The sequence below is a fragment of the Halopseudomonas pelagia genome (assembly GCF_009497895.1).
GTDB lineage: Bacteria > Pseudomonadota > Gammaproteobacteria > Pseudomonadales > Pseudomonadaceae > Halopseudomonas > Halopseudomonas pelagia_A.
Genome location: NZ_CP033116.1, coordinates 2,072,659 through 2,086,112, shown reverse-complemented (window position 1 = coordinate 2,086,112; position 13,454 = coordinate 2,072,659). Strand labels below are relative to the sequence as shown.

The 13,454-nt window shown below is 56.8% G+C and carries 10 protein-coding genes; 4 read left to right on the top strand and 6 right to left on the bottom strand.

Annotated features, from left to right (window positions below; translation table 11 throughout):
- Positions 1-101: 101 nt before the first annotated feature.
- From EAO82_RS09845 to EAO82_RS09830, 4 genes are read right to left on the bottom strand one after another with little or no spacing between them, the layout of a single operon-like run.
- Positions 102-1,124 (bottom strand): hypothetical protein, encoded by a 1,023-nt coding sequence (locus tag EAO82_RS09845; RefSeq protein WP_096347591.1) that lies wholly within the window; start codon positions 1,122-1,124, stop codon positions 102-104.
- A gap of 4 nt (positions 1,125-1,128) precedes the next feature.
- A complete protein-coding gene (locus EAO82_RS09840) occupies positions 1,129-1,374 on the bottom strand; it encodes an acyl carrier protein (protein WP_096347592.1) in 246 nt (81 codons plus the stop codon).
- Positions 1,371-3,296, bottom strand: a complete 1,926-nt coding sequence (locus EAO82_RS09835) for an HAD-IIIC family phosphatase (RefSeq protein WP_096347593.1) — start codon at positions 3,294-3,296, stop codon at positions 1,371-1,373. Before EAO82_RS09835 ends, EAO82_RS09840 begins: the two co-directional genes overlap by 4 nt.
- A gap of 22 nt (positions 3,297-3,318) precedes the next feature.
- Complete coding sequence (locus EAO82_RS09830; RefSeq protein ID WP_096347594.1) at positions 3,319-4,857, bottom strand: MBOAT family O-acyltransferase; 1,539 nt, start codon at positions 4,855-4,857, stop codon at positions 3,319-3,321.
- A 312-nt stretch (positions 4,858-5,169) separates the two neighbouring features.
- On the opposite strand from EAO82_RS09830, the gene EAO82_RS09825 reads away from it, so the two are divergent.
- Positions 5,170-5,538 carry a hypothetical protein gene (locus tag EAO82_RS09825; protein WP_096347595.1) on the top strand — a complete coding sequence of 123 codons (369 nt, stop codon included), beginning with the start codon at positions 5,170-5,172 and terminating at the stop codon, positions 5,536-5,538.
- 43 nt (positions 5,539-5,581) lie between these two features.
- Here EAO82_RS09825 and EAO82_RS09820 read toward each other — a convergent pair whose 3' ends face one another.
- The gene (locus EAO82_RS09820) at positions 5,582-5,842 is read right to left on the bottom strand and encodes a TIGR03643 family protein (protein WP_096347596.1); all 261 of its coding nucleotides are present in this window, start codon (positions 5,840-5,842) and stop codon (positions 5,582-5,584) included.
- A 238-nt stretch (positions 5,843-6,080) separates the two neighbouring features.
- Here EAO82_RS09820 and EAO82_RS09815 point away from each other — a divergent pair, with 238 nt between their 5' ends.
- On the top strand, positions 6,081-6,824 hold the full coding sequence (locus tag EAO82_RS09815) for a siderophore-interacting protein (protein WP_096347597.1): 744 nt from the start codon (positions 6,081-6,083) through the stop codon (positions 6,822-6,824).
- Between the two features lie 55 nt (positions 6,825-6,879).
- Here the strand turns inward: EAO82_RS09815 and EAO82_RS09810 are convergent, their stop codons facing one another.
- The gene (locus EAO82_RS09810) at positions 6,880-8,955 is read right to left on the bottom strand and encodes a putative bifunctional diguanylate cyclase/phosphodiesterase (RefSeq protein ID WP_096347598.1); all 2,076 of its coding nucleotides are present in this window, start codon (positions 8,953-8,955) and stop codon (positions 6,880-6,882) included.
- A gap of 498 nt (positions 8,956-9,453) precedes the next feature.
- Here EAO82_RS09810 and EAO82_RS09805 point away from each other — a divergent pair, with 498 nt between their 5' ends.
- Together EAO82_RS09805 and EAO82_RS09800 are read left to right on the top strand one after the other, a co-directional pair.
- Positions 9,454-11,169: a diguanylate cyclase gene (locus EAO82_RS09805; RefSeq protein ID WP_096347599.1), complete on the top strand. Its 1,716-nt coding sequence runs from the start codon at positions 9,454-9,456 to the stop codon at positions 11,167-11,169.
- A 112-nt stretch (positions 11,170-11,281) separates the two neighbouring features.
- Complete coding sequence (locus tag EAO82_RS09800; RefSeq protein ID WP_218838655.1) at positions 11,282-13,453, top strand: sulfatase-like hydrolase/transferase; 2,172 nt, start codon at positions 11,282-11,284, stop codon at positions 13,451-13,453.
- Position 13,454 lies beyond the last annotated feature (1 nt).

The following is a 13,454-nucleotide window of genomic DNA, read 5'->3' as shown; positions in this document are numbered from 1 at the left end:
CTGCGAGGCTCAGGCAAGGTCGCCTGTACCTCCGCTGACCTAACGCTTGTACTGGGTCGGACAATAACCGCGAATAACCCCAGGATACCGATGGGTGGCGATTAGTGGGCGACGAGTTCTTCGGCCAAAGCTTGGGAAAACCGCTGGGCAGCTGGCCAGCGCATGTGAATGGCGTCGACGAAAGCTTCTTCCCCCGGCCTCCACTCTGCATCGGCGTCCCAATAATGAGTTCCGGTGCTCTGAAGTGATTTGATTATTTCGTGGTTGAAATTAGCCAGAAGCGTTCCACCAGGGTCTATTTGCGCCTTCCATTGCGGATGCAGCGGTGTAGAAACGACCATGAACTTGCGGCCGTCTTCCTTGAGTCGGGTAGCCAGAGAGTTCAATGCCTCGAAGCAGGTTGAGTCAAGCGGGTCTGGCTGACCGTAGAACAAGCCCCTGCTCTGGTCAGTCAGTAAGGGGCCATCCCCGTATTGGGTAAACTTCAACAAGTGCATTCCGTTTTCGTTTGTACGGTGGTCCTGAACCGTACGCGAATTGCGCATAAGCGATACCGGAGCGAAATAGCGCATGTAATAAGGGAAAGCCGGAGCATCTTCATACACGTAGTCGTCGACATCTTTGCGGTCAAAAACCGCATCTTGCACTTTGCTGCAGCGGGCGAAGTCAATCACGTCGACTATCATCACCACTTCCTTGATGGTCGGCTCACGCTCAAGCAGCCAATCCGCCACGTGCTGCGTCTGGTTAGCCTGGAGCCCGCAGAAAGCGCCGTTTAGCGGCCGAGTACCGGGGACATGAGAAACCAGCGTTTCCCCGTCCACATGTCTCCACGCGACCGAAGATCCGACCACCAGCAGGTTAGGGCTTGCATACGGATTGTCGCGCATGAAACTGAGTTTTTCATCCAAACACAGACTGTTGGAAAAGGCCGGCGGCGGCAGATTGTCCGTCACCTGCAGTCCGAAAAGGAACAGGCAGAACGCGATCAGGCATGCAAGGACGCCGCCGAACAACGAGAGCAGATAGCTTGCCGGAAAGCTGCAAGCCTCGGCGGTAGCGCCAGACGACGAATCGCCTGCGCCCTTATCGTTCAATGCTGTGTCTTTGGTGCCATTGGACATAAAGTTACCCGTTAAGCTTTTTGCTGATTAACTGCGCGAAATGACCGACATCGTGCAGCGAATCCAACTCTGCCGTGAGGAACTTGACGCCGAACCGCTGTTCGGCAGCCACAATCAAACTCACATGCGCCAAACTGTCCCAACCGTCTATGTCTTCGGCCGTGGTATCGGCCGTGAGGTCGATGCCATCATCATCGAACATGTCGCGAAAAATGGGTTCTAGAGCGCTAAGCACTTCTTGTTCATTCATGGGTTTTCGACCTTTATAAAGTGTGTGCCATTGGGTGCGGCACCTAGGTTGTAGCGCCAAAACACTGAATTTGATTCCGCCCCCTTTGGGGCCGACCGATTTACAAAGCCGAGCCGAGCATAGTGTTCGGCGACCATGCTGTTGCGTGCTGTTGGCCGATACTCCCCCACCAGTGCCGACCATCCAGCCTCGGCGGCCCGGGCCACCACGACCTCAAGCACGGCTTGTTCCACTTGGCGCCCAAGCACCCGGCAGCTCATCAGCCAGCTATCAATCAGCAATTCATCCGGTTCGACGCTTGCGTCTGGTCGCGCCAGGACCACACTGATCAGTCCGTTATCGCCAAACTTGTCGCGCAGGCGCACAGCCAGCACCAGCGCGCTTGGGTCTTCAGCCAAACGCGCCACTTCGGCTTCGCTATAACGCTTGGTAGTCAGGTTGAACTGATTGGTCTTGTTGATGAGCTGAGTCGTTCGCGGCAGTTCCGCCGGCCCGACCAACGTCGCGGTCAAGGTCATGTCCAGGCCCCGCAGATAGCCTTCAATGTCCGCGGTCTGGCTCAGCGAGGCCTTGCGCTCGGCATTCGAGGCATAGCTGCGACTGCGCGCCGCATCATCGGACGTAAAGGAGATGGTTTCGAAGTACCCGGCAGCAGCCAGACACGCGGGATAATCCGAGACGTCCTCCGGCAGCTCCGGCACCTCTACTTCGGGCAATTCCCGCCGCACAATGTCGCGCTCGGCTGGGTTGTCATCCACAAAAACCAGACTGTCCAAGCCGATATCCAACATCAAGGCGATGCGCCGCAGGTTACTGGCTTTGTCTTCCCAGTTAGCAACGAACGCCGCTATGTCGGCACGCTTGAGCAGCATATCAGGATGCTTGAAGGCGGCATCAGCGACCGCCATGTCGTTCTTGCTGCATACAGCGAGAATAATCCCGCGCTTGGCCAGCAGAGTCACGTACTGCTGGAAGGCCAGAAAAGCCTCGCCAGAGGGCGTGCCCGGGCCCAGATAAATGCCCTCCACTCCATCGTCACCGATCACGCCGCCCCAGAGCGTATTGTCCAGATCCAGTACCAGGCACTTGCGTGACAGCCCAGCGGCGGCCGCAGCAACGCGTGCCAGCTGGTCACCATACAGGGGCGCAAGATGGGGGCTGACCAGCTGCTTGGCCTGGTGCCAGCGCACCGGGTCACCTACGCCTTTGCCGTAGCAGCCCTGTGCGGCCTGCCAGGCCAGGTCGAGCAACAACACGCCATCTTGCCGCGCCGCCTCGCGAATGGCCGTATTCAACCGCTCGATCACTGCATAAGGAGCGGCAGGAACCAAGGCCTCGAAGGATCCAAAAACAGGCGAATCCAGCGGCACCAGAGTTTGCTGAACCACCTGTGCGGCATAGCGCTTTTTTGCTGCGAACCATAACTTACGCAACTCTGCGACCTTGTCCTGAACCGCAGCAGCCACATCTTCCTCCGCGCTTTCCAGCGGCAGTTGCAGTGGCGCATCCCGCGCGTCCAGGGCCAGCACGACCAGTTGCGGCGCAAAGGCAGCCATCTCAGGATCCTCCATCAAGAGCGCCTGACGATACATACCATAGGACGCAACGTGCACCGATATCGCCAGCCGGCGATGCAGACCGGCGACACGCAAGGCGGGCAACAGATGGTCCACGGTATGCGAAGACAGAATCGCCACTCGCAACGGGGTCAGCCCGGCAGTTTTACAAGCATCCTTGGCGACCAGATCGGCAATCAGTTTGCCTGCCGTACGGTCCAGGCGATTGGTCAGGGTAAAATCCCGGCGGTATCCGGCGAGATTCGCCAATGCATTCAAGCATTTCGCCGGGTCAGTTTCTTGCCTTGCTTCGCCGATGGCCTTGCCAAGATCGGCATGTATGGGTAGCCAGAAAAGCTGCTCCATTGGGCTGCTCCTTTTTGACGCTCTAGAACTGGAAATACAGAAATTCAGTCGGCGCAGCGGAAAAAGCCATCGCCAGCGCGAAAAAACCTGCCACACCGACGCCTACGCCCATCACGGGCGTAGGCCGCCAGCTGACGAAGGGGAACCAGCGTTCGAGCCAGCCTTGCTGAGGGTGAAAGTTCAGTGCAGTGCGAAAATGGCTCATCCATTGCTCCACATTCGGCAACGCCCAGACAATAAACAACAGACCGGCAACCAGCAGCATGACGTCGCGATAGAAAGTACTGTCCCAGCCACCCAGTCCAACCATGCCATAGAGAATTGCCATGGCTGCTGGAACGCTTTCGGCGCGGAAGAAAACCAGCGCCACCACGACGCAGCCAAAGGTAGTGAGCACCGCCATTACACGGTAGAGCACATTGTCGCTATCCAGCGACCAGCCGCGACGAACCTTGTAAGCACGCCAGCCGTGGACCACCACCAAATAAAATCCGTGCAGCAGACCGAACACAATGAACTGCAAGCCGGCACCGTGCCAAACGCCCGATATGAACATCGTGAGAATCGTCGGATACGCCACCAACGCAGCAAAAGTTCCGGCCGTCATCTTGCCCCGACGCGGCTGCGGCTTGCCCGCCGCCATTCTGGCCCGGGTCATGCGCATGACAATCGGATTGTAAATATAGGCGGTAAGAAAACGCGTCAGCGTCATATGCCACCGTGACCAGTATTCGATTACATTATGTGCCTTGAACGGACTATTGAAATTGGCCGGCAGGCTGACGCCGAACAGCAACCCCAGGCCGATAGCCATATCGCTGTAGCCTGAGAAATCGAAGTACATCTGGAGTGTATAGGTCAGTGCCGCGGTCCAGGCATCGAACAGCGACGGGATAGTGCCATCGGCCGCCGTGGCAAAGATAGGCGTCGCCATCTGGCCCAAAGGATCGGCAATAATTACCTTCTTGAACAGACCCAGCAAAAAAATAGTGATCCCGATGGAAAAGGTATCGATCTTGATGCTGAAGGTTTCGCGCTGATTGAATTGAGAGAGCATTTCACCGTGATGAGTGATCGGCCCAGCGATAAGTTGTGGAAAAAACGAAATAAACAGGCAATAGTTGAGAAAATCATGCTCCTGCACTTCACCGTCGCGGGCGTCTACCAGATAGGCAATCTGCTGGAAGGTGAAGAATGAAATAGCCAGGGGCAAGATGATATGGCCGATTGACCAATCCGCTCCCACAACGCCCTCCAGCGTGCCAAAAAGAAAGCCGGTGTATTTGTAGTAGCCGAGCAGCAGAACGTTCGCCCCTACCCCCAGCGCCAGAGCAACCCGCGAAGGGTTGCGGAGCAGAAAGCCACCGACCAGATAGTTGAAGACCATGCTGCCCGCCAGCAACGGCAGGTAGCTTGGATTCCACCAACTGTAGAACACCAGTGAGGCCATCGTCAGCCAGATTACTGCCAAGCGCTGAAGACCGCAGCGCGTGAGTGCAAAGAAGCCGAACAGCACCAGCGGTAGAAAACCTGCAATAAATACTGGCGAGTTAAATAGCATCGTTTGCTCCTGCTTTCAGCGACGAGCCCCTCAGGTCCGCGCATAGCCATGAACGGCCTAACTTGAGTGGAAGCGAAGCACTCTTGTTGAAGAATCGGACATCGCCATTTGCAAAACGTTCATGCAACACTGCTGCCGGGTGCCCAACGGCAGAGCTGCGAAGTATTGGACCTGATAGCCTCAGCTGTCGAGGATGCAAAGCGAGCGAGCGCTGAACATGTGCATAACAAGCAGGACGGCCTGCTCTTCTGTAGGAGTAGTAGGCACCAATCGACCCCATTTTGCAGGGATCAAGACTGAACGGGGCTTATAATGTCCAAAGCTGCGGAGAGACGTAACATTGGCACCACGCCAACCACCAACCGCCGGCGGATCAATGACGAAAGGCGTAGAGGCTGGCTGCAGCTTAACGATTTGAGGATTGCACTATTTTTCATGATTCCCGGCTTGGGCGAGACGCTGCGGATCAATGGCGGAGCTGCCATCACCGTCGACCCTGAGCTGATGGATCGGTTTGTGGTAAAGGGCAAGGCGGCGGAAGAGATCAACCGCAGCGTGCATCAGATCGCCACAGCAGTAGAAAGCGTGGCAGAAGAAACCGCCAATGGTGCCAAGACCGCTCGCGATCTGTCGTCACTCGGCGATCGGTTAGGCTCATTGGTGGGTCAGTTCCGCATTTGACACCCGCGAGGCTCAGGCAAGGACGCCTGTATCTTCCGCTGACCTAGCGCTTGTACTGGGTCGGACAATAACCGCGAATAACCCCAGGATCGCGCAGCGCGCCATGCTTGGTCTTGCGCCCGCTTACGCGCGCACGCCACAAGCGGAAGGAGCCGGGTTTGAGTTGCTGGCGCATCAACTGAATCACCTCCGGCTCACTCAACCCGTACACGGCTTCAATCGCTTCAAACGGGGTGCGGTCTTCCCAGGCCATTTCGATGATGCGGGACGCATCTGCACCGCTCCACTCGTTGCTGCCGGACATAGCCCACACCCCTGCTGATCGAAGGCGGCATTATGCTCATGCCAACGTCTGGCGGCACCCGTATCATTGCAACAGCCTGTTGCTGCGAAATCGCCTTGAGTCGCAAATCGGCAATCGATCTACGCTAACCTTTTGCGTTAATATGTCATTCTGACTTGCGCCCAATAGAGGGCAAGCAGCCTTCCGTATCGCCTGGCATATGACCGAAAACGGGACGACACTCGTCCGAGGAACATCCATGGCACGCGCTTTACCCCGTACCCTGCAAGTCATTAGCAAGCAAACCGTGACCCCGAACATGCTGCGCGTCACTCTCGGCGGCGACGCCATGCTGGACTTTCCCGAGGACCAGGCAGGCGGCTACATCAAGCTTATGTTCGACGCGGGTCCAGAAAACAAACCGCTGATGCGCACCTATACGATCCGCGAACAGCGCGCAGGCGAGATGGACGTGGACTTTGTGTTGCACGGCGACGGTGGGCCGGCCTCCCATTGGGCGGCGCATTGTCAGACCGGCGACAGCATCCTGGTTGGCGGCCCTGGCGCGAAAAAACCGCTCGACCACAGTGCGGACTACTTTCTGCTGGCTGGCGACATGACGGCGTTACCCGCCATCAGCGTCAATATCGAAGCTTTACCCGCCGATGCTCGGGGCACCGCCATACTTGAGGTCATCGACCAGGCCGACATTCAACAGCTCAACGTGCCCCACGGAATGGAACTGATCTGGCTCATCAACCCTGAGCCCGGCCACCGCCCAGAGACATTGGCCGACCGTGTGCGCCAACTGTTCTGGCCAGACGGCCGAGTCAATGTGTGGGCGGCTTGCGAGTTCACTGGCATGCGCGCACTACGCCAATATTTTCGCGAGGAGCGTCAGATAGACCGGGCTGACCTGTATATTTCCAGCTACTGGAAGCATGGCAGTAACGAAGACCAGCACAAGCAATTGAAACAGGCCGATGCGGTACAGGCCGGCTGACGTTGAATGTGGCTTTGCTGACAAGCACTCAGACCGCTGCGGCGGTCTGGATGCTTTAGGTGGCAGTGCGCTTATTGGCCAACTTGCCAATAAAATCTTCAGCCGGCAACGGATGCCCCAACAAAAAGCCCTGCAGCACGTCGCATTTCATACTCGAGAGGAATGCCTGCTGTTCTGCCGTCTCCACCCCTTCAGCGACAATGCGTAGCCCCAGCGCCTGGCCCAGATTGACAATTGCAGAAATAATCGCTTCATCCGCGGCGCCGTGTTGTAGCTCATTGACGAAACCGCGGTCGATCTTCAGTTCATTGACCGGCAAATTTTTCAGATACAACAGGCTGGAATGACCGGAACCGAAATCGTCAATCGAAACACCTACGCCAATGCTGCCTAAACGTTCCAACACCTTGATGCTGGCGTCGACGTCATTCATGGCCATGGTTTCGGTGATTTCGATGATCAGGTGTTTGGCAGGCAGGGCGTTTTGCTCAAGGGCTGCTTGAACGCTGTCGACAAAGCGCGGCTGGGATAATTGCAATGCCGAGACGTTCACCGCTACGCACCAATCGAGGTAGCCTTCGGCATACCATTCGCCCATCTGCTTACAAGCTTGTTTAAGCACCCAGCTGTCGATTTCAACAATCAAGCCGGACTTTTCGGCCAGCCCGATAAACGCGCCAGGCGCGAGCAAGCCTCGAGTGGGGTGGCGCCAGCGTATCAGCGCTTCGGCCCCTACGATTTGCCCATCATTAACGGCAAATTTCGGCTGGTAATAAAGTACGAATTCATCTTGCTGAAGGGCGCGGCGCAGATCCTGCAGCAGGTTCAACTGCGCCAGAGCGCCGGCATTCATGGTGGTGTTAAAGAAGCTGAAGTCGTTCTTGCCACTGGCTTTGGCGTGATACATGGCAGCGTCAGCGTTCATCAGCAGCTCTTGCTGATCAGCGCCATCTGCGGGATACATCACGATGCCCAGGCTGGTGGAGACCCGCAGTTCCTGCTCGCCAACCTGAAAAGGCTGATTGACCAGGTCGATGATCTGTCTGGCGATGTTGGATGCATCGGTGGCGTTATCCACTGCTGCCAACAATACAAACTCGTCACCGCCGACCCGCGCCAAGGTATCGGTAGCGCGCAAACGCTGGGTTAGCCGTTGCCCGACCTGCCCCAGGAGCTTGTCCCCCACATGATGGCCAAAGGCGTCGTTGATCGGCTTGAAGCCATCCAGATCGAGAAACATCAGGGTGAACATACCGCCGTTGCGCCTGACCTTCTGCATGCTCTGCTCGATGCGGTCTTCCAGCAACAGGCGATTGGGCAGCTTGGTGAGATTGTCATGCAGGGCCAGGTGCGTGAGTTCCTTGTTGGCTTCAGCCAGGGAGCTACTCAGCGCGTCGGTGCGCAATTCCATTTTTGCGTCCAGCACCGAGGTCAGCAGCGCGATGCCGAGCACCGCGAGCGTGACGACAATGACCAGGCTGGCCAGCCAGTTGTTGTCCAGCCCGTCAACCGCCGCAGCGCAGAAGCTGCCCTCCGGGAAGCCTGCCGCAGCCATGCCGGTATAGTGCATACCGATGATGGCGCCGCCCATGACCAGCGATGCCCCCATGCGCCAGGCCTTTACATAGGCCGTATTTCTGCGCAAGCGGAATGCGATCAGCAACGCGGATGCCGACGCAATGACCGCGATCACCAACGACAAGCCCACCAACAAAGAGTCATAAACAATGCCCGGCTGCATCAGCAGCGCGTACATACCCAGGTAATGCATCGCCGCGATGCCCGCGCCCAGAGCCACGGCACCAATCAGCAGATGTAACCAGGGCATCTCCGGCTGCGCCACCATCCATAGGGCGAAGCCTGACGCGAGGATAGCCAAGGCCAGCGACAGCAAGGTTATGGTCAGGTCGTAACCCATGGGAATCGGCAGGCTGAACGCCAACATACCGACGAAGTGCATAGACCAGATACCAATGCCCATCGCCAGCGCCCCGCCACATATCCAGAAGGGCACAGCATTCTTTTTCGATGTGGCAACGCGGCCGGAAAGATCCAGTGCGGTGTACGAGGCGAGAACCGCCACGCAGAAAGAAATGAAGACCATGAAAAGGTCGTAACTACCCGTCAGCATAAAGTCTCAGGTCGTGGAGGGATTCTGATCAACTGAGGTACTACACGGGCGTGAACAGCCATACATCGCACGGTAGAGCAGTTTCCAAGCGAGAAGTCTACCTCAGGTCACTATTCACGGTATTGCCAATGTCTGACATATTGTAAATATGAATCAACTTTCCGACAGAAGGCCATAGGCCATCATTCGCGTCAGCCATTCGGCTCAACAGGCGCTGAGCCGGCGGCTGCGAATTGATCAGAAGATCAGCATGAAAAAGCCGATTACAACGGCCAGACCGATCAAAAAAATGATACCAATGGTGCTGCCTAGAAATTTCAACATGCGATTACTCCTTTGTTGGCTGTACTTTTAAAGACCTGCCCAGGCAGATATCGTTCCGCTCCATGCTGGGCTTGTACCGCCGATATGGAGTATATTCACTCCAGAACGCAACGGAATGCAGCAGCCTGAAGGGTTGCCTTGCAGTGCACTCACGAGCGAAACAGGCAACCGTAAATGGAATTACTCAAGAAGCTGATATTGCTGTCGCTCCTGATGATCAACGCGAGCGTTGCGGGGGCAGAGCCCAGGGTCGATATCACTGAGGGGCCGGTCTCGCTGACCGATTTCAGCATGGGCTACTTCGTCGATGACTCTCAAGCGCTGACTTACCAAGACATCACCGCCATGCCCTTTACCCCCACCAGCAGTAAAACCACGCTTGGCACCAGTGCCAGAGTGACCTGGTTCAAGGTAATCCTGGACAATGCCACCGGTGAGCAGCAACCGCTGTTCGTGCACCTGCCGCACGCTTACCATGTGCGCTCGGTCGACTTTTATCAGGAACGCAGTGGCCGCCTGGTGGATCAGCAGACGCTCGATATGGAAGAGATCGATGATGATCCTCTGATGTACCGCGGCACCGCCGTGTACCCCCTGACGATACCCGCAGACCAGTCCACTACCTTGTACCTGCGCAGCCATGCCTATTCGCATCAATGGTTCGCCGTTGAGGTAATGGATGAACAAACCTCCCGGCGCGCGCTGATCAGCATCAAAACCGACATCGCTCTGCTGGTGGGCATGATGCTCGCTCTGGTGGTTTATAACGGCCTGCTGTATTTCGCTACCAGCAAGAAAGAGAACATCTTCTACTCGTTCTACCTTATCTCCGGGCTGGTGTGGATTGCGCTGTCCTACGGGTTGATCGCCAGCACCTTCGATGTGTATGGCAGCGAAATATTCAAACTGAATATCTCGCTGATCACCATGCCGATCTTTCTGATGCTGTTCATGATGGCAGTGTTCGAAACCAAACGCTTTTACCCCACCGAACACCGCATTCTGCAGGCGCTACTTGTGGTGCTCAGCGGCACTCTGATCTGGGGCATGTATGATATTTCTGCCGCGCTCAAGCCCGCCAGTAGCTTGGCCGCGCTGATGATGGTGGTGACCTTCTCTGTCAGCATTTCGTTGTACCGCAAGGGTAACCCCTTGGTAGTGTACTTTCTGATCGGCCACAGTTTTTTCGTGCTGTTTAACGGTATCGCGGTGCTGTTTTACAAGGGGATCATTGCGCATTCCTATCTAAGCAGCCATGGGGTGGGGATCGGCATTGTACTTGAGGCACTGACCCTGGCATTTATCATCTCTCACCGGATAAAAATCCTGGAGGATATCCGCGCCTCGCAGGAAGAGCTGAAGAAACAGGCAGCCACCGACCCGCTTACCCGCCTATACAATCGCCGCTATTTCTTTGCCGAAGCTGATTACATGCTGGAATTGGCGAAGAATCGGGGCACGCCGCTGGCGGTATTGGTGATCGACATTGACCACTTCAAGCAGGTGAACGACCAGTATGGCCACAGCTGCGGCGATCAGGTCCTTGTCAGTATTGCGCAAACACTGAAAAAACACAGCCGTACCAAGGATCTACTGGCACGCTTCGGTGGTGAAGAGTTTGTCGTGCTGCTGCCGGAGGCGGATCTGCAAGAGGCCAACCGCTGCGCAGAACGCTTGCGCGCAGCCGTGCAAGCCCTGGAGGTGACAGTCAACGACAATGACGTGGTGCATTCCACTGTGAGCATTGGCATCGCTGAGGTCATGGTAGGCAATGACGGGGTCGAAGCCGCGCTCAACCGCGCTGACAAGGCGCTATACCAGGCCAAGCACAGCGGGCGCAACCGGCTGTGCTTCGAGACGCCCGAGCTAGCCCAGGCAGAATATGGATGACCTGCACTGACCCCGTAGCAGTAGCAAGTCCGCTTAACCATAGGTTGCGCACACTGCTGGATAGCCTGATACTTCAGCCTAATCTAACGCTACATAATAAGAAGGGTTCCCCTTGAAAACTCCGCACGGCGCGAAAGTGTTGCTGGTGATGGCGTTATTTGTTCTTGTTTCCTGCCGATCCGGCTCAAGTAGTGATGACACCCCTCCCGTAAGCGACAATACCAGCCCCAATATTCTGTTCGTGATCATGGATGACGTGGGCATCGATCAGCTCAGCGCTTTTGGCTATGGCGGCGCCGAGGCCCCAAGCATGCCTACTATTGGCACCATTGCCGACGCCGGGGTGCGCTTTCGCAACACCTGGTCCATGCCGGAATGTTCCCCAGGCCGCTCTGTACTCATGACCGGACGCTATCCGCTACGTACCAACATCTATCAGGCTATCGGCCCTAACGATCTGGCCAACTCCCAGACCGACCCGGAACAGATTACCGCAGCCAAATTGCTTGAGCCGGCCGGTTATACGAGCGCGATGTTTGGCAAGTTCCACCTGGCCCAGGCAGAGAACAACGAAGCCGGCAACGGCACACCAGCGCAAATCGGCTGGAACAATTTTTATGGCTGGATCAGTGGCGAGCCGGGCTCTATCGACACCACCGCTGGCGGTGTTGCTGCACCCGGCACCCACAGCTGCGGTTACATCCCGGATGAAACTCAAACCAACGGTGCCTACAGCGGCGCCTGCTATGTGCCCACCTCGACCGGTAGCCAGTGCACAGAGATTGTAGGTGCAAGTGCGCTGGGTGATTCCGCCGGGCTGCAATGTGTGTCTCGGGGTGGGGTGCTGGTGCCCGATGATGTCTGCCAGAGCGAGACGCCGACGCAAGTCAACTTTGACCAGGTGAACGCCCATTACGTATCGCCTCTGGTCGTCAACGGAGGCGGAGAAGTGCTGGAAGCCCCGTTGAGTGACATGCGCGGACGCGGCTGGCGCTCGACCATCGAAGTCGACGCCGCCATCGAATGGATCAACGCGCGCAAGAACGTTTCTGGTCCCTGGATGACAACCCTTAGCTTCAGCTCGGTACACAAGCCGCTACAGCAGCCCCCTGCCGAGCTGCTGCCATCTGGTATCAGTGCAGAACTGAACAGCAACTGCGCCAGCCTGCCAAACCAACGCCGCCTTTCCGATGCAATGATCGAAGCCATGGATACTGAACTGGGCCGCCTGCTGGTGGAAACCGGTATAGCCCAGGCACAATCCGACGGCTCGCTGATCTATGACCCGGCCGCCAGTGACACCATGGTCGTGGTGATTGGCGATAACGGCAGCTTCGGCAATCTGGTCAAGGCACCTTTCGATCTTAACCGTGCCAAGGGCACCGCCTATCAGACCGGGGTCTGGGTGCCGTTAATCGTCGCAGGCCCCATGGTTGAGGCGCCAGGCCGTGCGGTAGAACATATGATCAATGCGGCGGATGTGTTCCAGCTGTTCGGTGAGACCGCTGGCATTGATGTGCCAGCAGCTGTACCACGCGGCGTCGACGCAGTGAGCATGCAGCCCTACCTTACCGACCCCGCCCAGGAAAGCCTGCGCGATTACAACTTTACCCAGGGCGGGCTGAATATCCAGGTGGACGGCGGCCGCAACGGCCCCTGTGTGTTCTTCGGCAGTTCCTGCTCGCACACGCCGGTGAGCAAGAATGTATGTGAAGACAACGCCGGGGTCTGGTGGGGTATTGGAGCGGACGATCCGGCGGTTCTGAGGGGCGATCTGACCCAGTGCTGGGAAGTGAATCAGGCCATCTACGATGACGATCCAGCCAACTACGACTCCAACCGAATCGCCATGAATCCAACCACCACCATTGCGGTGCGAAATGATGATTTCAAACTGGTCCGCAACCAGGCGCTGGACTATGACGTCACTATCGACTCCGGCATCGAGATAGTCTCTGAAGAACTCTATGCCATTGATCAGAACTCGACCTTGCCACAGATAGACAGGGCGGAATTCGAGCTGACCAGCCAGGGTTTGAACTCCGAGCAGCAAGGCAATCTGGACCTGCTGCAGGCAGAGCTTAATAGTGTATTGGCCTCTCAGGTCAGTTGCCCGGGCGACGGTAATGGCGACGGCGTGGTGAATGATCTCGATCTAAGCACCCAGGCCGCAGTGCAGGCGCGCTGGGGTGGATCAAGCACCTATGACTTCAACATCGACGGTCTCACCAATGATTTGGATCGAGACATCATCAATGCCAATCTAGGGCCATGCCCGCAATGAC